We start from the raw sequence: 25,711 nt of genomic DNA on the forward strand, positions 1-25,711 counted from the left end.
GCGCGGAAACAGGGGCGGTTTGGTGGTGCAGGAGTGCCACCGCGGGTGAATGGATGTTCACCCACCACCACGGGCCGGCAGGGAGCCGGACTCGTGGTTACAACGACAACGAAAGCTCTACGGAGGACGGGAAATGTTTGAACTGATCGAAAAACTCGCACCGAATGCAGTGATCAAAGTGATTGGCGTGGGTGGCGGCGGCGGTAACGCCGTGGCGCACATGCTCAATGCAAACATCGATGGCGTCGAATTCGTCGTCGCCAACACCGACGCGCAGGCCATGAAGAATTGTGGCTCGCGCACGCACCTGCAGCTGGGCGCCAATGTCACCAAGGGCCTGGGCGCAGGCGCGAACCCCGAAGTAGGCCGCCAGGCCGCGCTGGAAGACCGTGAGCGCATCGAGGAAATGCTCGATGGCGCCGACATGGTGTTCATCACCGCGGGCATGGGCGGTGGCACCGGTACCGGCGCTGCGCCGGTGGTGGCTCAGCTGGCCAAGGAAAAGGGCATCCTGACCGTGGCCGTGGTGACCAAGCCGTTCCCGTTCGAAGGCCGTCGTCGCATGCAGGTTGCGATGAAAGGTATCGAGGACCTCTCGCAGCACGTGGATTCGCTGATCACCGTGCCCAACGAGAAGCTGCTCTCGGTGCTCGGTCGCGAAGTCACCCTGCTCAATGCGTTCAAGGCCGCCAACGACGTGCTGCAGGGCGCCGTGCAGGGTATCGCCGACCTCATCACCTCGCCGGGCCTGATCAACGTCGACTTTGCCGACGTCCGCACCGTGATGTCCGAAATGGGCATGGCGATGATGGGTTCGGGTACCGCCCGTGGCGATGACCGCGCCCAGGCCGCCGCCGAAGCTGCCATCAACAACCCGTTGCTCGAAGACGTCAATCTCAATGGCGCCTGCGGCATCCTGGTGAACGTCACCGCCGGTCCGAACCTGACGATGCGCGAATTCGACGAGATCGGTCGCGTGATCCACGACTTCGCCAGCGAAGACGCCACCGTGGTGATCGGTACCTCGCTTGACCCGGAAATGCAGGACGACGTCCGCGTGACGGTCGTGGCTACCGGCCTCAACCGTGCCGTGTCGCGTCAGCCGGTCCGTCCGGTCGCCACCCAGCAGGTCGAAATGCGCCAGCGTCCGCGTCCGGTCGTGCTTCGCACGGGCACGGGCAACGAAGTGGTGGATTACGCCCAGCCGGAGACCGTGGCCTCGACGACCCGTGCCGATGGCCCGGCCAAGAGTGCCGATCCGAGCTTTGACTACCTGGATATCCCGGCCTTCCTGCGTCGCCAGGCCGACTAAAGAAAAATTTCGTTCAAAAAGGAGTGAACAAACGTCAGATTGACTTGTCAGTCACAGATGCTGCCGATCCGAACCTGCACATTGTGCGGTTTACGGGGTGAGTTCCGGCAGTTGCGTGCGGGTCAGTCTGGGTTTTTGCTCTGGCAGGAACGTTAAGACTGTGCGTCCTGGATGACGCATGGCCCGGGCAGCTCTCGCGAGCTGGCCGGCCCAGTGCCCCGCCGCCGGACTCCCGTCCCCGGTGCGGGGCACTGTGTTGCCCTAAGCTATTGACGGAAAAGAGGTATTGACCTGTTCGCCAGGCGAGTAGCCCCCTTAGAAGGATGAAAGGAGGATGAAAGCCAGAACAGACTGTACGGGCCGGTTTGCTTTTTCAGTGGTTAAGACTGTGTTAGCATCCGTTCCCTGTTGGCTGCTGCCCCTTAAGCAGGTACCAAAAAAATGATCAAGCAGCGTACGCTCAAAAATATTATTCGTGCCACCGGCGTCGGTCTCCATACTGGCGACAAGGTGTACATGACGCTCCGTCCGGCTGCGCCGAACACGGGCATCGTTTTCCGTCGCACCGACCTCAACCCGCCGGTCGATATTCATGCGCGTCCCGACAACGTCGGTGACACTCGCCTGTCCACCACTTTGGTGAACGGTGACGTGCGCGTTTCCACGGTTGAACATCTTCTCTCGGCCATGGCCGGCCTGGGCATCGACAATGCCTACGTCGATCTTTCCGCGCCGGAAGTGCCGATCATGGATGGCAGCGCCGGTCCCTTCGTTTTCCTGCTGCAGTCCGCAGGCATCGAAGAGCAGAACGTCGCCAAGCGCTTCATCCGCATCAAGAAGCCGATCAAGGTGCAGGAAGGCGACAAGTGGGCCAGCTTTGAGCCGTTTGAAGGCTTCAAGGTGGGCTTCTCCATCGAATTCAATCACCCGATCATCAGCAAGCGCACCTCGCGCGCCGAGATCGATTTCTCCACGACCTCGTTCGTGAAGGAAGTGAGCCGCGCCCGTACCTTCGGCTTCATGCGCGACATCGAAATGCTTCGCGAGCACAACCTCGCGCTCGGCGGCTCGATGGACAACGCCGTGGTGCTCGATGACTATCGCGTGCTCAACGAAGACGGTCTTCGTTACGAAGACGAGTTCGTGAAGCACAAGATCCTCGACGCGATCGGTGACCTGTACCTGCTCGGTCACAGCCTGATCGGCGCGTACTACGCGCACAAGTCCGGTCATGAGCTCAACAACAAGCTGCTTCGCACGCTGATGGCCGATGCCACCGCATGGGAAGAGGTCAGCTACCAGGACGATCCGGCCACCTCGCCGATCTCCTACGCCCACCCGGCTCAGGCGATCTGAGAACGCCTAAGTAATATCCGGGTATAAAGTAGGAAAAATCGCAAAGGCCGCGCCCAAGAGGTGCGGCCTTTTGCTTTTGTGATATACCTCAACCCTTCACGCGGCCGTGATTCACGTGTTGGAGATGTCGAGGTCTTCTTGCCGTGTGGGTACGTGCTATAAACCTGACACCGTTGGTACGGGTGTCAGGTGTTCGGAACACCTACTGCGGTTTTCGATCTTGCTGTACAGGGGGCGATGCTCGATCAATCGCCTGGGTTTTTCCGGGAAACAGAAGTTTCGGCGATGGACGCCAGCTCGAGGAACAGACGCCGCAATTCGGGGTCTGTCACAGAGACCGCCGCAGCCTTGAGATGGCTTGCGGCACGAGGCGAAAGCGGTTTTGTCCGATCCGGTATGGTTTCGACCGGCGGAGGGGGGGCCACTTTCACGGAGACGTACCAGGCTCGCACGCCGATGGCGCGTGCGGTGGCGAGGATTTGTGCCTGAAGAAGGCGCAGCCTGGCTGCCAACGCAGGTGTAGGAGCCAAAAACGCAAGGCGCCCGTCACGCAGGTTCGCAAAACGAACTTGTTCTCGCAGTGGTGATGGCAACGTCTGGCGCAGTGCGCGGTCCAACGCGTCCAGCTCGCCGGCTTTACGAGCCAGCGAAGCGAAGGGGCCACATTCGGTGAGGGCTTTTAGTCCGGATCCGGTGCGGCGAGGAACGTAGGGCGTATCGCGCTGCATGGGTGCCGACATCTTCGACGTGGAAAAACATGCAAATCATACTAGTGTCACGCACCAAGCGGGTGCCGAAAACATTCAATCTGGCCGACCGGCGCTTGCGCTTTCGGCTGGCAGCCATCACCGCCGGTGCCGTACTTGCTTGCGCAGGCCTCGGTGCCACGGTGGCACTGGCTGTCGCCAGTCCGCGCGATCGCGCGCTGGCTGATATCAAGCAACTGCGCGATCAGGTCGCCCAGCAAAACGCCCAGCTTGGCGGCGTTCGCAAGGATGCGCAGCGCGATATCGACGCGCTGGCCATGAAGCTCGGACAACTCCAGGCGCAATCCACGCGTCTCAATGCCCTCGGTGAACGCCTGACCCAGGTCGGCAAGATCGGCGAAGGCGAATTCAATTTCGACCAGAACCCCGGCGTCGGCGGCGTGGAAGACAGCGTGGATGGCGGTGCGTATCCGCTGCCGCAGACGCTCAATGCCAGCATCGACCAGCTGGCCGGCCAGTTCGACAGCCAGCAGGCGCAGTTGTCGGCGCTGCAAAGTTTCCTGCTCGACGCGCGCGTCGAGTCCAATCTCAAGCCAACCGGCATGCCCGTCGAGGGCGGCTACATCTCATCCTACTTTGGCGGTCGCCCCGATCCGTTCAGCGGGCACTCCGCGCGCCATACCGGCATCGATATTTCCACGCCGACCGGTACGCCGGTCCTGGCCGTGGCCGAAGGCATGGTGACGTTTGCGGGCATCCGCAGCGGCTATGGCGACGTGATCGAGATCGATCATGGCAACGGCTACATGACCCGTTATGCCCACAACAGCAAGCTGGTGGTGCATCCGGGGCAGCGCGTGCACGTCGGGGATGTGGTGGCCAAGGCCGGTTCCACCGGACGTTCCACAGGTTCGCATGTGCATTTTGAAGTCTGGTACAAGGGCAACGTCGTCAATCCGCTGGCGTACGTCCGAAATCACCGGTAAATCCCCGGGCAATTCACGCCGCGCCGCCCTTGAAACCGGGCGGGCGCGCCGCCACCCCTATCGTCGGAACGATGTGGGGAAGCCATCCGCAGAACCTTGCGGACACCCGGTTCGCCTTGCCCTGGAGGGGGCCAGCCCGCGGCTTATGGCCGTTTGGGATCGCCGACCGACCCTAGTATCATCAATCCTTTCGTCCCGCCGGATTTGTCCGGTGGGCTGCCTACGACTCCAAGATCCGGAAGATCGATGCTTAATCGCGCTCTGACCAGCCTTTTCGGTAGCCGCAACGAACGTGTGCTGCGCCAGCTTTCCAAGTCCGTTACGCGCATCAATGCGCTCGAGGCGGAATTCCAGGAGCTGAGCGACGACGCCCTGCGCGCCAAGACCGACGAGTTCAAGCAGCGCATCGCCACCGGTGAGTCGCTGGACAAGCTCCTGCCGGAAGCATTCGCCGTCGTGCGCGAAGGCGCAAAGCGCGTGCTCGGCATGCGCCACTATGACGTGCAGATGATCGGCGGCATGGTCCTGCATTCCGGTCGCATTGCCGAAATGCGCACGGGTGAAGGCAAGACCCTGGTCGGTACGTTGCCGGTGTACCTCAACGCGCTCGAAGGCAAGGGCGTGCACGTGGTGACGGTGAACGACTACCTGGCACGTCGTGACTCGGCGCAGATGGGCAAGCTCTACAACTTCCTCGGCCTGAGCGTTGGCGTGGTGTGGCCGGGCATGGATCACTCCGACAAGGCCGCCGCGTACGCTGCTGACATCACGTACGGCACCAACAACGAATTCGGTTTCGACTATCTTCGCGACAACATGGCGTCGAGCAAGGACCAGCGCTACCAGCGCGGCCTGAACTACGCCATCGTCGACGAAGTCGACTCCATTCTTATCGACGAGGCGCGCACGCCGCTGATCATTTCCGGCCCGGCCGAAGATTCCCCGCAGCTGTACATCGCGGTGAACAAGATCGTGCCGAAGATGCATCGCCAGGAAAAGGAAGACGGCGCCGGCGACTACTGGGTCGACGAAAAGCAGAAGCAGGTGCACCTGTCCGAAGAGGGCATGTCGCACGCGGACGAACTGCTGCGCCAGGCTGGCGTGATCGACGCCGACAGTGGCCTGTACGACTCCAAGAACCTCGCGGTCGTGCATCACCTCAATGCCGCGTTGCGCGCGAACGCCATCTATCACCGCGACGTTGATTACATCGTGCGCGATGGCGAAGTGGTGATCGTTGACGAATTCACCGGTCGTACGCTGCCGGGTCGTCGCTGGTCCGATGGCCTGCACCAGGCCGTGGAAGCGAAGGAAGGCGTGCCGATCCAGCGCGAAAATCAGACGCTCGCGACGATCACCTTCCAGAACCTCTTCCGCATGTACAAGAAGCTGGCCGGCATGACCGGTACGGCTGATACCGAAGCCTACGAATTCCAGCAGATCTACGGCCTGGAAGTGGTGGTGATCCCCACCCACAAGCCGATGATCCGCAAGGACAACCCTGACATGGTTTTCCTTGGCCAGCAGGCCAAGTACGACGCCGTGATCGAGGACATCCAGGATTGCCACAAGCGCGGGCAGCCGGTGCTGGTGGGTACCACCTCCATCGAAGTGTCCGAGCTGCTGTCCACGCTGCTGACCAAGGCGAAGATTCCGCACGAAGTGCTCAACGCCAAGCAGCATGAGCGCGAAGCGCATATCGTCGCCCAGGCCGGTGCGCCGGGTTCGGTGACGATCGCCACCAACATGGCCGGTCGCGGTACTGACATCGTGCTCGGCGGCAGCCTCGAAGCGGCGCTGCAGGCGTTGCCGGAAACGGCGACCGATGCCGATCGCGCCAAGGTCAAGACCGAGTGGAAGAAGAAGCACGAGCAGGTGCTGGAGGCCGGTGGCCTGCACATCGTCGGTACCGAGCGCCACGAGTCGCGTCGTATCGACAACCAGCTGCGTGGTCGTTCGGGCCGCCAGGGTGACCCGGGTTCGTCGCGCTTCTATCTGTCGCTGGAAGACAACCTGCTGCGCATCTTTGCGGGCGACTGGGTCGGTCGCTGGATGCGCATGTTCGGCATGAAGGAAAACGAAGCGCTGGAAGACCGCATGGTCAGTCGCCAGATCGAAAAGGCGCAGCGCAAGGTCGAACAGCACAACTTCGATATCCGTAAGCACCTGCTCGAATTCGACGACGTCGCCAACGATCAGCGCAAGGTGATCTACAGCCAGCGCGATGAGCTCCTCGAAGTCGACGACGTGTCCGACACCGTGCGCGATATCCGCGACGACGTGGTGGCCGATGTGGTGCATCGTTATGTCCCGGCGGACAGCATCGATGACCAGTGGGATCTGGCGGGTCTGGATCGTGAGCTGGAGAGCGAGTTCGGCCTGTCGCTGCAGCTCATGCACTGGGTCGAAGAGCAGCACGAGATTGACGCCGGCATGATCCTCAAGCATGTCCAGCAGGGCATGGACGAGCTGTTCAAGGCCAAGGAAGCGCAGATCGGTCCGGACACCATGCGTCAGCTTGAAAAGCACATCATGCTGAGCGTGGTCGACAACGCCTGGAAGGAACATCTGGCAAGCATGGACTACCTGCGCCAGGGCATCTACCTGCGCGGTTACGCGCAGAAGCAGCCGAAGCAGGAGTTCAAGCGCGAGTCGTTCGAACTGTTCTCCAGCATGCTCGAGCGCATCAAGACCGAAGTGGTGCAGATGCTGGCGCGCATCCGCGTTCGCAGCGAGGAGGAAGTCGCTGCGATGGAAGCAGAACAGCAGCGCATGGCCGATCGCCTCGCCCGTCAGATGCAGGCCACGGGCGGCGGTGCCCCGGTGGGCGCGCTCGGTGCAGATCCGGAAGCGCTGGCATTGGGCAGCATGGTGGCGGCTGATGCTGCTGGCGCGCAGGGCCCCAAGGTCGGACGCAACGATCCTTGCCCCTGCGGTTCGGGCAAGAAGTTCAAGCACTGCCACGGGCAGTTGAGCTGATCAAGAAAACGGCGCCCATGGGCGCCGTTTTTGTATGGAGACTTGGGGTACGCGAGCGGTCGCGGTTCCTCCGGGAACTCAGTCCCCGCCGGGGAGGCGCTTGCGATGCGGCTCCGCATTCACCGCGATGTACTGCGGCTCCTCGGTGTCGAGGCGCAGTGCCGTGAGTTGTCCGCCCCACACGCAGCCTGTGTCGATGGCATAGATGCCCAGGCCAGCGAAGCGACCGAGCGCCGACCAGTGGCCACACACGATGCGCGTGTTCTCGCGACGCTTCATGCCGGGCACTTCGAACCAGGGATACATGCCCGGCTTTTGCGTGCCCGGAATGCCCTTGCTCTCGAAGTCGATGCGGCCATGGATATCGCAATAGCGCATGCGCGTCAGCGTGTTGATCGAGGCGCGCAGACGCTCGATGCCCTGCAGTCGGCTCGACCACGCGGCCGGACGATTGCCGAACAGATTCTTGAGAATGCGCGCGTGCCTGGGGCTCGAGAGCTCACGCTCGACTTCCTGCGCCGAGCGCTGCGCCTGGCGCAGTGTCCACGCAGGTGCCATGCCGGCATGGACCATCGTCCATCCCAGCTGTTCGTCGTGATGCAGCAGTTTCTGCGTACGCAGCCACTCGAACAGCACCGGGGCGTCATCGGCAAACAGCACCTCGCGCAGTTCCGGATTGACCTTCGATTGCGCCTCAGGTCGTCGCTGCGCAATCGCCAGCAAGCTGAGGTCGTGATTGCCGAGCGTGACGATGACGCTCTCGCGAATCCGATGGATGAAGCGCAGCGTACCCAGCGACTCGCCTCCGCGGTTGACCAGGTCACCGCAGAACCACAGGCGGTCCTGGGCTGGGTCGAAGTTCAGCTTGTCCAGCAGCTTCTGAAGCTCGGGGAGGCAACCCTGGACGTCGCCAATCGCGTACGTAGCCATCAGTGCAGCGTACGCGGAATGGAGAGGGTAAAGGCAGGGATGGGGGCCTCGAAGCGCGTGCCGTCGTCGGCGAGCATCTCGTAGCTTCCGTGCATCGTGCCTACAGCCGTTTCAAGTACGGCGCCGGAGGTGTACTCGTAATCGTCGCCGGGGCGCATCCACGGCTGTTCGCCGACCACGCCTTCGCCGCGAACTTCCTCAACCTTGCCGTTGGCGTCGGTAATGATCCAGTGGCGGCCGAGCAGGCGCGCCGGCACGTCGCCGTCGTTGCGCAAAGTTACCGTGTAGGCGAACACATATCGATTGTCACCGGGCTTGGACTGGTCGGGGACGAAGCGTGTTTCGACCTGCACGTCGATCGTGTAGGAAGCTTTCTCAGTCATGGCTCGATTGTAAGGCCTGCCGCTCTCCGTAGGGGCAAAACCATGCGGAGGCGTCGGAACATCAGGCCGGTAAAACGGGCACTTTCGCGAGTCGCACGAAGTCCGCGGGGGACAGGGTTTCCGCGCGGGCTTTGGGGTCCACGTCGGCGCTGCGGATCGCCTCACTGTCCATGACCTGGCGCAGGGCATTGTTCAGCGTCTTGCGACGTTGCGCGAACGCGGCCTTCACGATGTCATGAACTCGCCTGGGGTCGGCATCATGGCGCTCGGCGGCAGGCAGCGGGATAACGCGCACCACGGCGGAATCGACCTTCGGCGGGGGCCGGAACGCGCCCGGTGGCACCGTGAAGAGGGGTTCGACGCGGCAGGCGAGCTGCAACATGACCGAGAGTCGTCCATAGACCTTGCTGCCGGGCTCGGCGGCCATGCGGTCGACCACTTCCTTCTGCAACATGAAGTGCATGTCCTGGATCGCGCTGCTGTGGTCCACGCAATGAAACAGGATCGGGCTGGAAATGTAGTAGGGCAAGTTGCCAGCGATGCGCAGGCGTTCCACGCCACGAGCGCGGGCGAGCTCGGAAAAATCAACCTTGAGGACGTCCGAGTGAATGATCTCCAGCTCACCAACGGCAGCGGCACGCGCCTGCAGATCGGGGATCAGGTCGGTATCCAGTTCGATCGCCGTCATCTTGTGGGCCACGGCCAGGAGGGGCAGGGTGAGTGCGCCTTCACCCGGGCCAATCTCCACCACGACGTCGCCATCCTTGGGTGAAATGGCGCTGACGATGCGTTCGATGTAGCGCTTCTCGTGCAGGAAGTGTTGGCCGAAGCTCTTCTTGGGGCGGGCGTTCATAAGGTGAAAAAGTAATCGGAAGGGAGTGAGTGGGCGGTCAAGCAGCCGTCAGGCCGCGCGTCGACGCGCGATCAGGTCGAGCGCCATGGTCACCGCGGCGATCAGGCTGGATGGATCCGCGCGGCCGGTACCGGCCAGGTCGAGTGCGGTGCCGTGATCGACCGACGTGCGAATGAAGGGCAATCCCAGGGTGAGATTGACCGTGCGATCGAAGGCTTCGCTCTTGAGCACCGGCAAGGCCTGGTCGTGATACATCGCCAGCACCGCGTCGTAACGCGATCGTTGTGCCGGCACGAAAGCAGTGTCCGCCGGCATCGGCCCGATCAGCGTCATGCCCTGCGCGCGCAAGGCGTCGAGCACGGGAATGATGATGTCGAGCTCTTCGCGTCCAAGGTGTCCGTCTTCACCGGCATGCGGATTGAGTCCGAGCACGGCGATGCGGGGTTGGGCGATAGCGAACTTCGCGCGCATTTCGTCGTGGACGATGTGCAACGTCTTCTGCAGGCCCTCGGCAGTGATCGCCGCAGGCACGCGCGACAACGGCAAATGCGTGGTCGCCAGCGCCACGCGCAGCTCCGGGCTGGCCAGCATCATCACGACTTGGCTGCGGCTGTGTTCGGCGAAGAACTCGGTGTGACCGCTGAAGCGCACGCCCGCGTCGTTGATCGACGCCTTTTGCAATGGTGCGGTGACCACGGCGTCGTAGCGACCGGCCATGCAGCCATCGGCGGCTTCGAGCAGGGTCGAAAGCACGTGCTGCGCATTGGCGGGATCCGGGTGTCCCGGTGTCTCCGGTGCGCCCAGGTCGACATGGCGGACGCGCAGAGTTCCCGGATCCCGATGATCGACCGGCAAACCATCGTCGTCGATCAGACGGATGGCTGCACCGCACCGCGCCGCGGCACGCTCAAGTAACCGGCGATCGGTGACCGCAACGAAATTGGCCGCCAGCGAAGTGGCGGCCAATCGGATCAGCAGTTCGGGGCCGACGCCCGCCGGTTCGCCAGCGGTGACGGCGAGCCGGGGTAGTGCGTTCGCGTTCAAGGCCCGGCTCAGGACTTCTTGTTTGGCTGGTTCGGGTCGCGCAGGTCCGGTACCAGGATGTCGACGTAGGCGTTCGAGCGCATTTCGCGCAGGTAATCCTCGTACGCCTGCTCGGCCTTGCGGTTGCCGATGGCCTGGCGCGCCTGGTCGCGCTCGATCTCGTCCGTACGGTCGCTCTGACGCTCACCCAGTCGCTGCAGGATGTGCCAGCCCGCTTCGCTCTGGAACGGCTGCGAGACCTGATCGTCCTTCAGCTGACCCAGCTGCTGGGCAATGATCGAGCCCCAGGCCTGCTGCGGGAACCAACCCATGTCACCGCCGGCATTGGCCGTGGTGTTGTCCTTGGAGTTTTCCTTCGCCAGCTTCGAGAAGTCTTCTTTCTTGTTGACGATGCGGTTGTAGATGTCCTGCGCCTTCTGGTGCGCCTGTTCCGGCGTCAGCAGTTCGCTGGGCTTGATCAGGATCTGGCGGGCGTGGAACTCCGGTACCACCTGGCGCTGCGGCGCACGGGTCTCGACCAGCTTGAGAATATGGAAGCCCGTCGGACCACGCAGGGCAGGGCTGACATCGCCCGGCTTCATGGTGCCCACGGCGTCGGCAAAGGCCGGCGGGACTTCGTCCATGCGGCGCCAGCCAAGGTCGCCACCGTCCAGGGCATCCTGGGCGTCGGAGAAGCGGATGGCCGCGGCATTGAAGTCCATGCCGCCCTTGATCGCGTCCATCGCCTGCTGGGCCTTGGCCTGGGCCGACTGGATGTCGGAGGCCGTGCCACCGGACGGAATGCTGATCTGGATGTGCGCCAGATGCACCTCACCGGCCTTGTAGGTGGGGCTGGCCAGCAGGTTGTTGATTTCGCTGTCGGTCACCGATACCGAATCGCGCACGACGCTTTCATGCAGGCGCTGGGCGATGAGCTGTTCGGACAGCTGCTTGCGGAACGAGGCAAAGCTCGAGCCATCCTGCTCCACGGCGGAGCGCAGCTGTTCCGGCGTCATGCGGTTCTGCTGGGCCACGGCATTGACGGCCTGGTCCACGTCCTGGTCGGACACGCGGATGCCCTGCTCGTCGGCACGCTGGACCTGCAGGCGCATCAGCACGAGACGGTCGAGCACCTGACGGCGCAGAACATCCAGCGGCGGGAGCTGGCCCGGCTGGCTGGCGTACTGCTGCTGCACGGAGCGGACGGCGTCGTCCAGCTCGCTTTGCAGGATCACACCATCGTCGACGACAGCGACGATACGGTCGAGCGGCTTGTTGGCCTCCGCCTGCGGCAGGAGCTGGGCATGCGCGGGCAGGACGGTCGCCACGGAGGCGACCGCGAGGAGGAACAACGCGAGAGGCTGCTTCATCTGGTTAAGTGCCTTCAATCGCCTCAGGCGATGGGGTGTGTTTATTGATAGCCAAGGATACCACGCCGCAGAACGCCTTCCGTCTGGCCGTTGAACGCACCCAAGCCCTTGAATTGCAACTCGAACATGATCGCGTTATTGGCCCGGACGTTGGTCAGCGTCGGACTGGAGGAATCCACGTAGTGACGGCCGACCAGGCGAACGGCAACGCAGCAGCTGTCGTACTCGATGCCGGCCAGCGCCTCGACGGTGCGCTTGTCGGCTACGGAGTAGGCCCAGCGGCCGAGAATGCGCCAGCGGTCCGAGATCGGGTAGACCGCGGAGACGTCGTATTGTTCCAGCTGAGCCAGGTCGGTGGTGCCGGCGCGACGGTAGCGATAGCCGAAGTTCATCACGCCATCGAGGCCCAGGCGGTACTGCAGCCCCACGGTGGCGACGTCGGTATTGCGACCCTGGTAGCTGATCACGTTGCCCTGGGCGTCGCGCACGGCGATATGGTTCGGGTTCCACTGGTAGGACGAATTCAGGCGCCAGTCGTCGCTCAGCTGGGCGGTGAACTGGGCGACGTAGTCCGAACCGCCGAAATCGGTCGCCGCCGTCGTGGTGTTGTAGCCGTTCGGCAGCTGCACCTTCTGCTGGGTGAAGTAGCGAATCTGGCCGAAGCTGAAGGACAGGCGCTCGACGCCGTTGTCGTCGAGCAGGCGCGTGGTGACGGCCGCCGTGAGGTTATTGGCGTTCATCTGGCGATCGGCGCCGGAGAACTGGTTCGGCGAGAACAGCTGCCAGTAGTCGAACGACATCAGGTTGCTGTCGAACAGCGGGATGTCGTTCTGGTTGCGGTACGGCACGTACAGGTAATACAGGCGCGGTTCGAGCGTCTGCGTATAGCTGTTGCCGAACAGCGTGGTCATGCGATCGAAGATCAGGCCGGTATCCAGGCTCACCACCGGCAACGAGCGGCTGGGCGAGCGCTGGGTAAACGGCGTGGTGACGCCCGCGGCGGCGAGGCCCGGCGTGGTCAGGCCGTAGTAGTTGTAGTTCTGGTAGCCGCTGCTCAGCTCGTAACCGGTGTAGCGGTAAGCCACGCGCGGACGAACGAACCACGAGGCGCCACGGAAATCCGCCTGCAGGTACGGGTAGATGTCCAGGCGGTTGCCTTCCACCACGTCGTCCTTGCGGAACGCCACGGCTTCGGTCGTGGCGCCGAATTCGAGCCAGCGCTCGATCGGCAGGTTCAAATTGAAAGTGGCACGCGGCCAGCGCTTGTACTGCACCACGGTGTCGGGCAGATTCGGATCGACGTTCTGGTAGGTGTCCGCGCCGAACGAGGCATTCCAGTGGTTGCCGCCTGCCGTCAGGTAGGCCGACGAGGTCAGCGTGCCGATCGACGAGGTATACAGATCGTTGCCGAAGTCGCGCAGGTAATTGCGGTCCGACGCGCGGTTGATGCTCGCCGAGAAATTGACCGGCCCGACGATATGCGAAACGTTGTTCCACTTGACCAGGTAACGGCTGTCGCCCTTGGTGTCCTCGACGCTGTTCGGGTCATTGCCGCCGCTGTCGTGGGGCATGTACTCGACATTGAGCTGTCCGGTGGTGCCCGGGATCAGGTTCAGGTAGCGGAACTCGGCGCCCAGCAGGAAGCCGCGGTCGCTGTAGTAGCGCGGATCCAGGGTGGCGTCGTAGTTCGGTGCCAGGTTGAGGTAGTAGGGCGCGCTCACCATAAACCCGGAGCGGCTGCTGTTGCCGATCATCGGATAGAGGAAGCCGCTCTTGCGACGGTCATCCACCGGGAACGAGAAGTAGGGCAGGTACAGGAACGGCACGTTGGCAAAACGCATCGTCGCCCCATGCGCCACGCCCACGCCGCTTTCCTTGTCGATGCGCAGATCCTTCGAGCGCACTTCCCACAGGTGATGGCCCACGTCGCAGGTCGAGTAGGTGACTTGCGAATAATGCGTGCGCTGGGCATCGAGCATCTGGCCCTGTTTGGCCGTGCCGTTACCACGTGAGGTGAGCATCTGGTAGCGCACGTTGTCGGCGATACCCGTACTACTGTCGGTGTTGCCCTTGATGTGCTCAGCGGCAAGCAACTGACCGGACTCCTGGTAGCGCACATTGCCGTGCGCGTCGTAGTCCGTGGTATCGCTGTTGTAGTCGGCGGTGTCCGAGCGCAGGCGCTGGTCGGCGCGCGTGATGTCGACGCGGCCCTTCAGGTGGTAGACCGTCTGGTCCGAGCTGTCGACTTCCTCCGCATACACCTCGGTATTGGAGGTCTCACGCAAGGTCGTGTCCTTGGTGAGGGCCGGATCGTAGAACTCGAGCAGGGCGTTGGGCCGGCACATGGCATAGTTCAGCGGCCGGGGCTTGCAATGGAACGAACCGAGCGGGCAGCTTTCAGCCACGGGCGGTGCCATCGAAGGCTGGGCCGTCGGTGCCGCGGGCGCCGGGCTTTCTTCATTCGACGGGGCCGTCTGGGCTTCGGCCTGGCTGCCGAACAGGGCGAGGGCTGCTGCAACCGCGATCAGGCGGCGAGGAGGCAGAAGGCGTGAAGGCGGCTTGGGCGTCACGTTGGCGCTCTGTCGGTCCGAGAGGGTCGTTAAGCTAACAGAAAGCCCCCATATACGGCAGGTCAATGACCTCAGGAGAGTTCAGCATGAGCCAGCAAAAAGTTCAGAAGACCGACGCCGAATGGCAGGCCGAGCTGACGCCGGAGCAATACGCTGTCTGTCGGTGCTCGGCGACTGAACCACCGTTCAGTGGAAAGTGGTATCGCCACAAGGAAGCAGGAACCTACGTCTGTGCGGCCTGCCACGCGAAACTGTTCGCTTCGGAAGCCAAGTACGACTCGGGCTCGGGCTGGCCCAGCTACTTTCAGCCGCTGGATCGGGCCGCCGTCTCCTTGCATGAGGATGAAAGCCATGGAATGCGGCGCACCGAGGTAACGTGTGCCCAGTGCGGGTCGCACCTCGGTCACGTCTTCCCCGACGGACCCAAGCCGACAGGCCTGCGTTACTGCATCAATTCGGTGGCGCTGGACTTCGAGCCGCAAGGCTGACGCAAGCACGGCTGCTCGGCTGAACTTCAGTCGAGCAGTTCGCCTACGTGCGCCGCGACGGAGGCGGCCAGGGCGCCGAGGTTGTAACCGCCTTCCAGCGTCGAAACCAATCGCCCGTTGGCATGGGCATGTGCCAGGTCGACCAGCCGGCTGGTGATCCAGGCGTAGTCTTCCGTGCCAAGCCGAAGATCGGCGAGCGGGTCGCCCCGGTGCGCGTCGAATCCCGCCGACACCAGCACCAACTGGGGCTTGAAGGCGTAGAGCTTCGGCAAGAGGTCGCCCTGCCACAGCTCGCGGAACTCGTAGGAACCATCGCCGGGCGATAGCGGCGCATTGAAAATGTTGCCGACCCCACGCTCGCTGGCGCTGCCCGTGTCCGGGTACAGCGGCGACTGGTGGCTTGAAATGAACATCACGCGCGGTTCGCGCCAGAAGATGTCCTGCGTGCCGTTGCCGTGGTGCACGTCGAAGTCGGCAATCGCCACGCGCTTGAGCCCATGGCGCCCGATCGCATGCGCGGCCGCGATGGCGATATTGTTGAACAGGCAAAAGCCCATGGCCCGGTCGGGGGTGGCGTGGTGGCCGGGCGGGCGCACGGCGCAGAATGCCTTGCCGCCGTGCTGCATTACTTCATCGACGGCGGCCACGGCCGCACCCGCAGCCCTGAGGGCGGCCTGGGCGGAGTTCGGCGACATCCAGGTATCTTCGTCCAGCTGCACCGTCCCGGTATCCGGGGCGATGGCCAGCAGGGTGTCGACGTGGGCTTCGGTGTGCACGCGCAACAGCTGTTCGCGCGTGGCTAGCGGGGCTTCGATGCGGTCGATCGCGGCAAAGCGGTCCTGGTCGAGCGCTTCAAGGACGGCGCGAAGACGCGACGGCGATTCCGCGTGGCCCAGGCCCGGGTCATGCTCGAGACAGATCGGATGGGTGTAGAGCCGCAGCATGCGGCTCTCAGCTTTGCGGTTTGCGGCGACGCTCGTGCTGCCACAGCACTTCGCCATGGCCACTGTTGCGTGCCAGCACGCGGCAGATCACGAAGAGCAGGTCCGACAGGCGATTGAGGTAGCGCTGCGCCTGCGGCCGCACTTCCTCGACGCGCCCGAGCGCGACGACTTCGCGCTCGGCGCGCCGGCAGACCGTGCGTGCCACGTGGCAGCAGGCGGCAGCCATGCCGCCACCGGGCAGGATGAAATCCTTCAGCGGCGGCAGCGGCTCGTTGAACGTGTCGAGCACCTGTTCGAGGCGGTCGATGTCCGCATCCTGGATCATCGCCATGCCGGGAATGCACAGTTCGCCACCCAGGTCGAACAGATCGTGCTGCACCTGGGTCAGGGTTTCCCGCACCGCGTCGTCCACGCCTTCGCTCGCCAGCACCATACCGATGGTGCTGTTGAGCTCGTCGACCGTGCCGTAGGCGCCAACGCGCAGCGAGTCCTTGGCGACGCGCGAACCATCGCCAAGGCCGGTGCTGCCGTCATCACCCGTGCGGGTGTAGATCTTGGAAAGACGATTGCCCACTTAAGCGTGGCCGGTCAGCGACGCAGGCCCTGCTCGCCGGCGTGACCGAGCACGCGGGCAAGCTGGGTCACCACGACGTGCAACACCGCACCGACGGCGGCATAGGCTGCGGTGCCGACCAGGAAGGTCATGTACCAGTCGCCCAGGTTCTTGAACCATGCGCCAAAGCTGCGCGGAGCCGGCACGCTGTCGCTCAGCCAGTAGAAGCTGCCGTTCGACAGCAGGTAGCACACGCCTTCGCTGACCAACAGCGCGGCGGCACCGAACGCCAGGGTCTTCAGGGTGAGGCCGGCGTAATGGCGCGACAGCCAGCTGCCGCCCATCCACAGCGCGAAGTACGACGGCACCAGGAACCAATAGGCCACCGAGACGCAGTAGTGATCCCAGAAGCTCAGGCCAAGGTTGCGGATGGCCAGGTAATCGAGCGCCACCGCCAGCGCCATCAGGATCGGGAAGGCCCAGCGCACGGAGCCGCGCAGCCAGAAGCCGGCAAGGAAGAACACGGCCCAGGAGGCGTCGGGCAGGCGATCGAAGTGACCTTCGAAGTGGTGCATGCGGGTAGCCGCCATCACCAGGGCGAGCGCCAGGAAAATGCCGAGGCGCTGGGATTGCTTGGTAACCATGAATTGCTCCGGAAACAGAAGCCCGATAGAGATCACCTAGTCTAGCCCAAGCGGTGGGGCTTGAGACTCGGGAAGGGGCGTGTCTGGCCGGGCCGCGTGTGCGCCATGTGAATGACCGGCGTCAGGCGGGACTGAACCGGCGTGGGTCATGCTGGGACCTACGGTCAGCGAAACCTCGCCCCGGAATCGACTTCAACCCGCGTATGATCGCCGCCCATGACTCTCGATAGCCCCCTCCCCAACGGCGGATCGCGCCGTCCGGTTCTCATCGTGGGTGGCGGACTGGTGGGTGCCAGTCTGGCCATTGCCCTGGACGCCGCGGGTTGTCCCGCGATCCTGGTCGAGGCCGCCGCGCCGCGTGTCGACGCGCAGCCCAGCTACGACGAGCGCAACCTTGCTCTGGCCCGGGCCACGGTCAACGGCCTGGACGCCATCGGCGTCTGGCGCCATGCCAGGGGGGGCGCCACGCCCATTCGCCAGATCCACGTGAGCCGGGCCGGTGAATTTGGCGCCACGCGGATGGATGCCGGACGCGAGGGCGTCGATGCACTGGGTTACACGCTGCCTGCGCGCGAACTGGGCGCAGGCTTGCTGCGTCGACTGGACGAATGCACGCAGTTGACGCGCCTTGCACCGGCGACGCTGGAAACGATGGAGCCGCTGGACGATGGCTGGCGCGCACACATAAGGACGCCCGAGGGTGTCCGGACGCTGGATGTCGCGCTCCTGGTCGGCGCCGACGGAACCACCTCGTCGGTGCGCAAACAACTGGGCATCGAGGCGGACACTTACGATTACGAACAGGCGCTGTTCGTCTGCACGATCACGCCCGAGCGCGATCACGCGGGCCGGGCCTTCGAGCGCTTTGCCGATGGCGGTCCGGTCGCTGTGCTGCCTCTGGCGGAGAAGCGATGCGGCCTGGTACTGACCGTTCCCGCGGAAGAGGCCGACGCGGTGGCCGCCCTGGACGACGAAGCATTCATCGACCTTGCGCAGCAACGCTTTGGCTGGCGCCTGGGGCGCCTGTCGCGACCGGGTAAGCGTTTTCCCTATCCGATCAAGCGTGTTGCCGCGGCGCAACTTGTCGGGCGGCGCGCGGTAGTGATCGGCAATGCGGCGCAGACCGTGCATCCGATCGGTGCGCAGGGATTCAATCTGGGCCTGCGTGATGCGCTGACCCTGGCCGAACTGATCGCGCCCGTCGCCGATCCCGGCGAGGCAGCCTTGCTGGCCGAGTACGCTGCGCGCCGGGCGCCGGATCGCGAAGGCACCATGGCCATGAGCCATGGCCTCATCCGTCTGGCCTGTCTGGAACAGCCGTTGTTCGGACCGCTGCGTTCGCTGGCGCTGCTGGCCTTTGATCACGTACCGCCGCTCCAGCGTTTCATCGCGCGGCGTGGCATGGGATTTCGCGGCAAGCCGCCGCGCGCGGTGCTGGAGCGACTGCCATGAGTACCTCGCTGCTTTCGCGGGAAGGTGCACGTCGCCGCGGTCCGTCACTGGATGTGATCGTCGTGGGCGGCGGCATGGTTGGGTCGGCGACCGCACTGGCGCTGGCGCGCGCGGGATTTGCGACGGCGCTGGCCGAGGCGCGCGCGCCTTCGGCCTGGTCGGCCAGGGATGAAGTCGATCTGCGCGTCGTCGGGCTGGCGCCGTCGTCGATTGCGTTGCTCGATGATCTTGGCGTCTGGACGTCCATTCGCGATTCGCGCGCCGGGCCGTATACGCACATGCATGTCTGGGATGCGGAGAACGGTTCGGCCATCGATTTCGATGCGGCCAGCGAAGGTCGCGACCTGCTTGGTTACATCGTCGAAAACAACCTCGTGCAATGGCGATTGTGGGAGGCGCTCGAAAGCGCCGGCGTCCAGCGCCTTTGTCCGGTGGAAGTGACAGGATTTGACATCGGCGACGATCGCATCCATCTCAACTTCGCCAACGGCGAATCGGTTGCATCGCGATTGCTGGTAGCGGCCGATGGCGCCGCGTCGCCCCTGCGCCAGTGGGCCGGCATTGCCACGTCCGGGCGCGATTACGCCCAACGCGGTGTCGTTGCCCACGTTAGGACCGAGCGCCCGCACGACTACACTGCCTGGCAGCGATTTGTGTCGACCGGGCCTCTTGCGTTCCTGCCCTTGGCCGATGGCCGCAGTTCCATCGTGTGGTCGCTGCCGGAAGCCGAGGCGCAACGCGTGCTGGCGCTCGATGATGCAGGTTTCATGACCGAGCTGGGCGTTGCCAGCGATTTCCGGCTTGGCCAGATCACGGCTACCACGCGTCGCGCGGCCTTCCCGCTGAAGCTGCAGCTGGCCGAAACCTACCAGTCCGAACGCATGGTGCTGCTGGGTGATGCGGCGCATGCCGTGCATCCGCTCGCCGGGCAGGGCGTCAATCTTGGCTTGCGCGATGTCGAAGAACTGCGCGCCACCTTGCTGGATGCGCGCGAGCACGGTCGCGACATCGCCGCTTCGCACGTCCTGCGTCGTTACGCGCGACGTCGCCGCAGCGCCGACAACCTTGATGCCTGGAGCTTTGATGCCCTGGCGCGCATCTACGCGTGGCAGTCACCACCCATGGTGGCGGCACGAGGCGTGGGCGTGCGTCTGCTCAATAAACTGGCACCGGTGAAACGCTTGTTCTCCGATCACGCCGCAGGGCGCTGATTCGCGGCTTTCCAAAACCAACGAGGGGTGGAGTATGCGCACGGCACGTCTGGGTGGTTTCCTGTTGCTCATGGGCCTGGCTTTTTCCGCGCAGGCGAAGATGGTCCACAAGGCGGTGGAGTGGACACAGGACGGCACGAAGTTCAAGAGCGTCCTGGTGTACGACGACTCAGTCACCACGAAGCGTCCCGGTCTGGTGATGGTGCCCAACTGGTACGGCGTGAACGACGGTGCCGTGGCAAAGGCCGAAGCCATTGCCGGCAAGGATTACGTCATTCTCGTCACTGACATGTACGGTGAAGCCTCGCGTCCCACCAGTGACGATCAGGCCAAGGCGGCCACGAAACCGCTTTACGGTGATCGCACGCTGATGCGCAAGCGCATCAACGAAGCGCTGACCCAGTTGAAGGCGCAGGCGAAGTCATCGCCGTTGGACGTGTCCAAACTGGCGGCCATCGGCTTCTGCTTTGGCGGTACGGCGGTGCTGGATCTGGCGCGCAGCGGTGCAGACGTCGCTGCGGTTGTTTCCTTCCATGGCGGCCTCGCCACCGATGATCCTTCGCTGGCCAAGCAGATCAAGGCGCGCGTGTTGGTGTTCAACGGTGCCGACGACAAGGGCACCATGCCCGATGCCGACAAGTTCATGGATGAGATGCGCGGCAGCAAGGCCGACTGGCAGTTTGTGGTGCTCGGCAATGCGGTGCATTGCTTCACCGAGACCGACCAGCATCGCGAAGGCTGCGCCTACGACGAGCGCGCCGCCAAGCGCAGCTATCGCCAGATGCACGATTGGCTGAAGTCGGCGTTCGCCGGCGTTCCGTGAGTTCGGGGCGCTTCGCGCCCCGGTAAAGCCGGCCGCTTTGCGGCCTGTAAAGGGTGAACGGGGAAAAGCCGGGTGCGGCAAGTGGTGCGCGCATCGTCCTTCCCATTCACAGGCGGCATGGCCGCCGGCTTTACAGGGGCGCGGAGCGCGCCGGCTTCACAGGCCGCAGCGCGGCCGACCTGACGCATCAGAACGTGCGCTGCACCGAATAATCCGCCAGCGTTGCCAGCGCATCGCGATAGGCCGAAGGCGGCAAGTTCGTCAGTGCCTCACGTGCGGCATCGGCATGCATGACCGCGCGATCGCGCGTGCGCTCCAGTGCGCCGGAGTCGCGGATGGACGCAATGATGCGATCCAGGGAATCCAGGCCGCCATGCTCGATGGCGTGGCGCAGCGACTGAACCTGTTCGGGCGTCGCGGACTGCAATGCATAGATCAGCGGCAGGGTGGGTTTGCCTTCGGCGAGATCGTCGCCGATGTTCTTGCCCAGCGTATCGGCGTCGCTGACGTAATCGAGCAGGTCGTCAGCGATCTGGAAGGCGTAACCCAGTTCCATGCCGTAACGACGCAGCGCGGCGATCTGGTCCTCGGGCAAGCCGCCCAGCACGCCGCCCAGCTCGGTCGCTGCGGCGAACAACACGGCGGTCTTGCGTTCGATGACAGCCAGGTAGGCTGTTTCGCTTACATCCGCGTTGCCGATGTTGAGCAACTGGAGCACCTCGCCCTCGGCGATGGTGTTGGTGGTGTCGGCGAGGATGCGCATGATGCGCATGTCATCGAGCTCCACCATCAGCTGGAACGAGCGCGAATACAGGAAGTCGCCCACGAGCACGCTGGCGGCGTTGCCCCAGAGGGCATTGGCCGTTTTGCGGCCGCGGCGCAGGTCGGACTCGTCGACCACATCGTCATGCAGCAGCGTGGAGGTATGGATGAACTCGATGATGGCCGCGAGCTTGTCGTGCTCTTCGCCCTGGTAGCCGGCGGCACGGGCAGCCAGCACGTGCAGCATCGGGCGCAGGCGCTTGCCGCCGCTGGCGATGATGTGGTCGGCGATCTGGTTGATCAGCACCACGTCCGAGGACAGGCGGTGCCGGATCAGCGCATCCACCCGCTGCATGTCGTCGGCGGCAAGTGCGCGCACGGCGGCGAAATCGGCGGGGCGAATGGCTTCGGCTGGCATCGGTTCGTAGCTTGTTGCGGGCGTAGCCCTTGATTATAGGGGCAGGCGGGCAGAGTTTGCCCTTTGGCGAGGGCTGATCAGCCAATTCCGGCAGCTTTGTCGGGGGTATGCCGCTACCCGCGACGCGCGGCCGCAGGGGCGGTCAGGTTCATGCCCTTATAATTGCCGGCGAATTCCGATCAACCGGCCCTGTTGCCGGCTCACACGAGTGGTTGCAGTGGCCAAACTCTCCCGACCCGAACTGCGCAGCGCGCTGACCCTGGCGTGCGTCATCAGTCTGCGCCTGTTTGGCCTGTTTCTGATCATGCCGGTATTTTCGCTGTATGCGCAGCAGATGCCGGATGCGACGCCGCTGATGATCGGTCTGGCGCTGGGCGTGTACGGCCTGGGTCAGGTGATGCTGCAGATTCCGCTGGGGCTGCTGTCCGATCGCATCGGCCGCAAGCCGGCGATCACTCTGGGCCTGGTGGTGTTCGCTGTCGGAGGATTCGTGGCAGCCATGTCGGATTCTTTGACGGGCATTGTCATCGGTCGTGCTCTTCAGGGCATGGGTGCCGTCGCAGGCGCGGGTACGGCGCTGGCAGCCGATCTGACGGCCGAGGAAAACCGCGGCAAGGTGATGGGCATCATTGGTGTCTCGATTGGCGTGGCTTTCCTGCTGGCGCTGATCCTCGGGCCGCCGCTGGAGGCGGTGCGTGGCCTTTCCGGACTGTTCGGCGCCACGTCGATCCTCGCGCTGGCGTCGCTGGCCCTCCTTTGGCTGATCGTGCCAACGCCGGAACGACCCAAGGCGCCCGCGTCGGCATCGCTGGGTGGCGTGCTGGGCATGCTGCGCGACAGCCGCATGCTGGTGCTCAATGGCTCGGTCTTCTTCCTGCACGCCTTGCTGACGGCGAGCTTTGTCGGACTGCCGCTGCTGCTGGCCGACAAGCTGCATCTGCCGGTGAATCGCCACTGGGAGGTGTATCTCCCGGTCATGGCGATCGCGGCCTTCGTCATGGGGGCCTGCATGCACCGCATGCGCGAAGTGCAGCAGAGCCTGCGCATCGTGGCGATCTGCGTGGTCGCCATTGGCGTGTCGCTGCTGGGCATGGCGTGGTCGGGCGAACACATGGCTTTGCTGGGCGTGATGGCGGCGGTGTTCTTCTCGGCGTTCAACCTGCTCGAAGCGGCATTGCCCAGCCTGGTGTCGCGTCTGGCCCCGGCGAATCTCCGCGGGGCAGCGATGGGTGCCTATTCCACCAGTCAGTTCATCGGTGCCTTCATCGGTGGCGCGGTGGGCGGCATCGCGCTCGGCAAGCTGGGGACGTCGGGCGTATTCGTCGCGGCGGCGGCATTGACACTGTTCTGGTTGCCGCTGGTGGTGATGGGCGCGCGTCGCATCACGGCCCAGGCCGCCATGGCGGCCGCTGCCGCCTGACCCGGCGCCATTGCAAAGCCGCGTCGACGGCCCAATGATCAAGGCCCTTCCCGGCGCGGATGCGGCTTGCGGGCGTTGCCATGGCACACGAAATCATCGTCTTGCTGACCCAGTACGGCGTGTTGCTGGTGTTCCTGAATGTCCTGGTCGAACAGGCCGGCGTCCCGGTGCCTGCCGTGCCTACCCTGGTCGTGGCGGGCGCCCTGGCGGCCAATGGCCAGCTTCCGCTGGCTAGCCTGGTTGGCGCGGCCGTCCTGGCCTGCCTGATCGCCGATGGCGCCTGGTATCTGGCCGGGCGGCGCTATGGCTCGCGCGTGCTGCGCACCATCTGCCGGGTGTCCCTGTCGCCCGATTCCTGCGTGAAACAGTCCGCCGCCCGTTTCGAGCGCTGGCGCGGACGGGTCTTGCTGGTCGCCAAGTTCCTGCCCGGGCTGTCGACGGTGGCACCGCCACTGGTGGGCGCGCTGGGCCTGCGATCGGGGGCGTTTGTGCTGTTCGACACCCTGGGTTCACTGCTGTGGGTCGCTGTGACGGTGGCGGCGGGGTATGCGCTTGCCCCGCAGATCGACCGGGTGCTGCTGGCGATCTCCCAGGCCGGCACCATCGCCCTGCAGACTATGGGCGTGCTGCTGGCGATCTATGTCCTGGTGAAGTGGTGGCAACGACAGCGGCTGATCAGGGCCCTGAGGATGGCACGCATTTCGGTCGAGGAGCTGCAGGCGTCGTATGTCGGCGGCAACAAGCCCGTGGTGGTGGACGTGCGTTCTGCGCTGTCCCGCCAGATGGATGACCGCATCATCCCGGGCGCGGTGCTTGCCGATCTGGCAGGCATCGACCTGGCCGTCCACGACGTGCCGGTCGAGACCGAGCTGGTGCTGTATTGCGCCTGTCCTAACGAGGTGTCGGCTGCCACGGCGGCCAAGGCCTTGATGGCGCAGGGATATCGTCGCGTCCGGCCGCTGTTGGGTGGCCTGGATGCCTGGGAAGCTGCTGGCTATCCGGTCGAACGGCTGCCGGCGGCGCCCGTGGACATGGTGCCGGGCAAGTTCCCGACACAATCAGCAGCGTAATCCGACCCCTGAGTCGCTTCCCATGAGCCGGCAGCCCGGTATCATGCTCCGCCAACAACAATCCCGCCTGTAATTCACTTCAAGTACGGGCGGTCAACACAGGAAGCACTCCATGGCGCGTGGCATCAATAAAGTCATCATCGTCGGCAATCTCGGCGCCGACCCCGAAACCCGCTACACCGGTAATGGCACGGCCATCACCAGCCTGCGCATCGCCACCTCCGAACAGTGGACCGACAAGCAGAGCGGTGAGCGCCAGGAACGCACCGAGTGGCACCGGGTGAAGATCTTCGGCAAGTTGGCCGAAATCGCCGGCGAGTACCTCAAGAAGGGTCGCCAGGTTTATATCGAAGGTTCGCTGCGCACCGACAAGTACACCGACAAGGATGGCGTCGAGCGTTTCAGCACCGACATCATCGCCAACGAAATGCAGATGCTCGGCGGCAACGCCGGTGAAGGTGGCGGCGGCGGTGGTGGCGGTGGCTTCCAGCGTTCGCAGGGTGGTGGTCAGCAGCGCCAGGGTGGTGGTGGCGGTGGTGGCAACTACGGCGGTGGCGGTGGCGGCCAGCGCGGCGGCGGTAACGACTACGGTTCGCGCGGTGGCAACGATTACGGCAACAATCAGCAACAGCGCCAGTCGACTCCGCCGCCGGTCGAGAACAACAGCTTTGATGATGACGATATCCCGTTCTGAGACGTGTCCTGGACTCAGACATTTGTGTTCCGAAAAACCCCCGATTCGTCGGGGGTTTTTTTTCAGATGGCGCCGGAGCCTCGATGCAGAAGCGACTCGATGCCCTTCAGGTAATATGATCCAACGGCCTTATGCGAACACAGGGGGAGCATGTCGGCACGGTTCAAGCGGCTACTGATGGCCGTATCGTTGTTTCTTTTCGTCACCGTCGCCCACGCCCAGGTATCGGCTGGCGATACGCCGCCGGACTATCTCGGCAAAACGCGTCATGGCGACGACATCAACATCAGCGCCATGCACGGAAAGGTGGTGGTGGTGGCGTTCTGGGCATCCTGGTGCACGTACTGCCAGAAGGAATTCCCGGTCCTGGCGAATATCCAGAAGCTTGTCAGTCCCGAGAAACTGCAGGTGGTTGCCGTGAATCAGGATGATCGCGAGACGTTCATCAAGCTGGTCCGCGCGCTCACCAAAGCAACGCCCGATCTTATCTACACGTACGACCCCGGCGAGGTTGGCAAGACCTACGGTACAACGTCCATTCCACGCACCATGCTGGTCGATCGTGACGGCAAGGTGGCGTACGTGCATGTTGGCTACGGCGAGAGCACGCTTGAGTCGCTTGCCGACGAGCTGAATGAACTGCTGGCGAAACCTGCTACCCAAGCGGCAGCGCCTTCGTCCTGACGGCAAAGCGTGTTCCTGGACTTCCGAAAAGTGCTGGCAGGCCCGGATCAGATCGAAAAGAAAGGCCCACGTTTTGCGT

General features: G+C 64.0%; 23 protein-coding genes. 12 read left to right on the top strand and 11 right to left on the bottom strand.

What is annotated here, in order from left to right:
- The first annotated feature begins 133 nt into the window (after positions 1-133).
- Both ftsZ and lpxC read left to right on the top strand, forming a co-directional pair.
- Positions 134-1,312, top strand: coding sequence for a cell division protein FtsZ (gene ftsZ, locus EYV96_RS13910; protein WP_131152133.1), 1,179 nt, complete (start codon positions 134-136; stop codon positions 1,310-1,312).
- A 441-nt stretch (positions 1,313-1,753) separates the two neighbouring features.
- Positions 1,754-2,668: a UDP-3-O-acyl-N-acetylglucosamine deacetylase gene (gene lpxC, locus EYV96_RS13915; RefSeq protein ID WP_131152134.1), complete on the top strand. Its 915-nt coding sequence runs from the start codon at positions 1,754-1,756 to the stop codon at positions 2,666-2,668.
- 245 nt (positions 2,669-2,913) lie between these two features.
- Here lpxC and EYV96_RS13920 read toward each other — a convergent pair whose 3' ends face one another.
- Positions 2,914-3,396, bottom strand: a complete 483-nt coding sequence (locus EYV96_RS13920) for a DciA family protein (RefSeq protein WP_131152135.1) — start codon at positions 3,394-3,396, stop codon at positions 2,914-2,916.
- Between the two features lie 29 nt (positions 3,397-3,425).
- Here EYV96_RS13920 and EYV96_RS13925 point away from each other — a divergent pair, with 29 nt between their 5' ends.
- Complete coding sequence (locus EYV96_RS13925; protein ID WP_131152136.1) at positions 3,426-4,361, top strand: M23 family metallopeptidase; 936 nt, start codon at positions 3,426-3,428, stop codon at positions 4,359-4,361.
- Positions 4,362-4,607: 246 nt separating this feature from the next.
- Positions 4,608-7,340, top strand: a complete 2,733-nt coding sequence (secA, locus tag EYV96_RS13930; protein ID WP_131152137.1) for a preprotein translocase subunit SecA — start codon at positions 4,608-4,610, stop codon at positions 7,338-7,340.
- Between the two features lie 78 nt (positions 7,341-7,418).
- Here the strand turns inward: secA and EYV96_RS13935 are convergent, their stop codons facing one another.
- The 6 genes from EYV96_RS13935 to EYV96_RS13960 all read right to left on the bottom strand — a co-directional run bounded on the left by EYV96_RS13935 (position 7,419) and on the right by EYV96_RS13960 (position 14,469).
- Positions 7,419-8,270, bottom strand: a complete 852-nt coding sequence (locus EYV96_RS13935; RefSeq protein ID WP_131152138.1) for a symmetrical bis(5'-nucleosyl)-tetraphosphatase — start codon at positions 8,268-8,270, stop codon at positions 7,419-7,421.
- The gene (apaG, locus tag EYV96_RS13940; RefSeq protein ID WP_131152139.1) at positions 8,270-8,653 is read right to left on the bottom strand and encodes a Co2+/Mg2+ efflux protein ApaG; all 384 of its coding nucleotides are present in this window, start codon (positions 8,651-8,653) and stop codon (positions 8,270-8,272) included. The genes EYV96_RS13935 and apaG overlap by 1 nt, the downstream gene beginning before the upstream one ends.
- Before the next feature lie 61 nt (positions 8,654-8,714).
- Entirely contained in the window at positions 8,715-9,506 is a 792-nt protein-coding gene (rsmA, locus tag EYV96_RS13945) for a 16S rRNA (adenine(1518)-N(6)/adenine(1519)-N(6))-dimethyltransferase RsmA (RefSeq protein WP_131152140.1), read from the bottom strand.
- A 48-nt stretch (positions 9,507-9,554) separates the two neighbouring features.
- On the bottom strand, positions 9,555-10,550 hold the full coding sequence (pdxA, locus tag EYV96_RS13950) for a 4-hydroxythreonine-4-phosphate dehydrogenase PdxA (RefSeq protein WP_131152141.1): 996 nt from the start codon (positions 10,548-10,550) through the stop codon (positions 9,555-9,557).
- 8 nt (positions 10,551-10,558) lie between these two features.
- Positions 10,559-11,917 carry a peptidylprolyl isomerase gene (locus EYV96_RS13955; protein ID WP_484488893.1) on the bottom strand — a complete coding sequence of 453 codons (1,359 nt, stop codon included), beginning with the start codon at positions 11,915-11,917 and terminating at the stop codon, positions 10,559-10,561.
- Between the two features lie 23 nt (positions 11,918-11,940).
- Positions 11,941-14,469 carry an LPS-assembly protein LptD gene (locus EYV96_RS13960; RefSeq protein WP_131152143.1) on the bottom strand — a complete coding sequence of 843 codons (2,529 nt, stop codon included), beginning with the start codon at positions 14,467-14,469 and terminating at the stop codon, positions 11,941-11,943.
- An 86-nt stretch (positions 14,470-14,555) separates the two neighbouring features.
- On the opposite strand from EYV96_RS13960, the gene msrB reads away from it, so the two are divergent.
- Positions 14,556-14,957, top strand: coding sequence for a peptide-methionine (R)-S-oxide reductase MsrB (msrB, locus tag EYV96_RS13965; protein ID WP_131152144.1), 402 nt, complete (start codon positions 14,556-14,558; stop codon positions 14,955-14,957).
- A 26-nt stretch (positions 14,958-14,983) separates the two neighbouring features.
- On the opposite strand, the gene EYV96_RS13970 is transcribed toward msrB, so the two are convergent.
- Genes EYV96_RS13970 through EYV96_RS13980 form a run of 3 tightly spaced genes read right to left on the bottom strand, consistent with a single transcriptional unit; the run spans position 14,984 to position 17,098 of the window.
- Entirely contained in the window at positions 14,984-15,898 is a 915-nt protein-coding gene (locus EYV96_RS13970; RefSeq protein ID WP_205746180.1) for a histone deacetylase family protein, read from the bottom strand.
- Between the two features lie 10 nt (positions 15,899-15,908).
- The gene (locus tag EYV96_RS13975; protein ID WP_131152146.1) at positions 15,909-16,475 is read right to left on the bottom strand and encodes a cob(I)yrinic acid a,c-diamide adenosyltransferase; all 567 of its coding nucleotides are present in this window, start codon (positions 16,473-16,475) and stop codon (positions 15,909-15,911) included.
- A gap of 14 nt (positions 16,476-16,489) precedes the next feature.
- The gene (locus tag EYV96_RS13980; protein ID WP_131152147.1) at positions 16,490-17,098 is read right to left on the bottom strand and encodes a hypothetical protein; all 609 of its coding nucleotides are present in this window, start codon (positions 17,096-17,098) and stop codon (positions 16,490-16,492) included.
- Positions 17,099-17,314: 216 nt separating this feature from the next.
- Between EYV96_RS13980 and ubiH the strand changes: the two genes are divergently transcribed.
- The 3 genes from ubiH to EYV96_RS13995 are packed head-to-tail and all read left to right on the top strand — an operon-like array spanning position 17,315 to position 20,584.
- Positions 17,315-18,550 (top strand): 2-octaprenyl-6-methoxyphenyl hydroxylase, encoded by a 1,236-nt coding sequence (gene ubiH / locus EYV96_RS13985; protein WP_131152148.1) that lies wholly within the window; start codon positions 17,315-17,317, stop codon positions 18,548-18,550.
- Positions 18,547-19,761 (top strand): UbiH/UbiF/VisC/COQ6 family ubiquinone biosynthesis hydroxylase, encoded by a 1,215-nt coding sequence (locus EYV96_RS13990; protein ID WP_131152149.1) that lies wholly within the window; start codon positions 18,547-18,549, stop codon positions 19,759-19,761. The genes ubiH and EYV96_RS13990 overlap by 4 nt, the downstream gene beginning before the upstream one ends.
- Positions 19,762-19,795: 34 nt before the next feature.
- Positions 19,796-20,584, top strand: coding sequence for a dienelactone hydrolase family protein (locus EYV96_RS13995; RefSeq protein WP_131152150.1), 789 nt, complete (start codon positions 19,796-19,798; stop codon positions 20,582-20,584).
- A gap of 187 nt (positions 20,585-20,771) precedes the next feature.
- Here the strand turns inward: EYV96_RS13995 and EYV96_RS14000 are convergent, their stop codons facing one another.
- Positions 20,772-21,764, bottom strand: a complete 993-nt coding sequence (locus EYV96_RS14000; protein WP_131152151.1) for a polyprenyl synthetase family protein — start codon at positions 21,762-21,764, stop codon at positions 20,772-20,774.
- Positions 21,765-21,981: 217 nt separating this feature from the next.
- Here EYV96_RS14000 and EYV96_RS14005 point away from each other — a divergent pair, with 217 nt between their 5' ends.
- The 4 genes from EYV96_RS14005 to EYV96_RS14020 all read left to right on the top strand — a co-directional run bounded on the left by EYV96_RS14005 (position 21,982) and on the right by EYV96_RS14020 (position 25,632).
- Entirely contained in the window at positions 21,982-23,184 is a 1,203-nt protein-coding gene (locus tag EYV96_RS14005; protein ID WP_131152152.1) for an MFS transporter, read from the top strand.
- Positions 23,185-23,264: 80 nt separating this feature from the next.
- Positions 23,265-24,254 (top strand): VTT domain-containing protein, encoded by a 990-nt coding sequence (locus EYV96_RS14010; protein ID WP_131152153.1) that lies wholly within the window; start codon positions 23,265-23,267, stop codon positions 24,252-24,254.
- A 112-nt stretch (positions 24,255-24,366) separates the two neighbouring features.
- Complete coding sequence (gene ssb / locus EYV96_RS14015; RefSeq protein ID WP_131152154.1) at positions 24,367-24,948, top strand: single-stranded DNA-binding protein; 582 nt, start codon at positions 24,367-24,369, stop codon at positions 24,946-24,948.
- A 150-nt stretch (positions 24,949-25,098) separates the two neighbouring features.
- Positions 25,099-25,632, top strand: a complete 534-nt coding sequence (locus EYV96_RS14020) for a TlpA family protein disulfide reductase (RefSeq protein ID WP_131152155.1) — start codon at positions 25,099-25,101, stop codon at positions 25,630-25,632.
- Positions 25,633-25,711 lie beyond the last annotated feature (79 nt).

It is taken from the genome of Dyella terrae (genome assembly GCF_004322705.1).
GTDB classification, from domain to species: domain Bacteria; phylum Pseudomonadota; class Gammaproteobacteria; order Xanthomonadales; family Rhodanobacteraceae; genus Dyella_D; species Dyella_D terrae.

Bases quoted from the DNA above. Each gene is read 5' to 3' on its own strand.
- secA (WP_131152137.1), top strand. From the start codon at position 4,608: ATGCTTAATCGCGCTCTGACCAGCCTTTTCGGTAGCCGCAACGAACGT.
- EYV96_RS13995 (WP_131152150.1), top strand. From the start codon at position 19,796: ATGCGCACGGCACGTCTGGGTGGTTTCCTGTTGCTCATGGGCCTGGCT.
- ubiH (WP_131152148.1), top strand. From the start codon at position 17,315: ATGACTCTCGATAGCCCCCTCCCCAACGGCGGATCGCGCCGTCCGGTT.
- ftsZ (WP_131152133.1), top strand. From the start codon at position 134: ATGTTTGAACTGATCGAAAAACTCGCACCGAATGCAGTGATCAAAGTG.
- apaG (WP_131152139.1), bottom strand. From the start codon at position 8,653: ATGACTGAGAAAGCTTCCTACACGATCGACGTGCAGGTCGAAACACGC.
- EYV96_RS13980 (WP_131152147.1), bottom strand. From the start codon at position 17,098: ATGGTTACCAAGCAATCCCAGCGCCTCGGCATTTTCCTGGCGCTCGCC.
- ssb (WP_131152154.1), top strand. From the start codon at position 24,367: ATGGCGCGTGGCATCAATAAAGTCATCATCGTCGGCAATCTCGGCGCC.
- lpxC (WP_131152134.1), top strand. From the start codon at position 1,754: ATGATCAAGCAGCGTACGCTCAAAAATATTATTCGTGCCACCGGCGTC.
- msrB (WP_131152144.1), top strand. From the start codon at position 14,556: ATGAGCCAGCAAAAAGTTCAGAAGACCGACGCCGAATGGCAGGCCGAG.
- EYV96_RS13925 (WP_131152136.1), top strand. From the start codon at position 3,426: ATGCAAATCATACTAGTGTCACGCACCAAGCGGGTGCCGAAAACATTC.
- EYV96_RS14010 (WP_131152153.1), top strand. From the start codon at position 23,265: ATGGCACACGAAATCATCGTCTTGCTGACCCAGTACGGCGTGTTGCTG.
- EYV96_RS13990 (WP_131152149.1), top strand. From the start codon at position 18,547: ATGAGTACCTCGCTGCTTTCGCGGGAAGGTGCACGTCGCCGCGGTCCG.
- rsmA (WP_131152140.1), bottom strand. From the start codon at position 9,506: ATGAACGCCCGCCCCAAGAAGAGCTTCGGCCAACACTTCCTGCACGAG.
- EYV96_RS14000 (WP_131152151.1), bottom strand. From the start codon at position 21,764: ATGCCAGCCGAAGCCATTCGCCCCGCCGATTTCGCCGCCGTGCGCGCA.
- EYV96_RS13935 (WP_131152138.1), bottom strand. From the start codon at position 8,270: ATGGCTACGTACGCGATTGGCGACGTCCAGGGTTGCCTCCCCGAGCTT.
- EYV96_RS14020 (WP_131152155.1), top strand. From the start codon at position 25,099: ATGTCGGCACGGTTCAAGCGGCTACTGATGGCCGTATCGTTGTTTCTT.
- EYV96_RS13920 (WP_131152135.1), bottom strand. From the start codon at position 3,396: ATGCAGCGCGATACGCCCTACGTTCCTCGCCGCACCGGATCCGGACTA.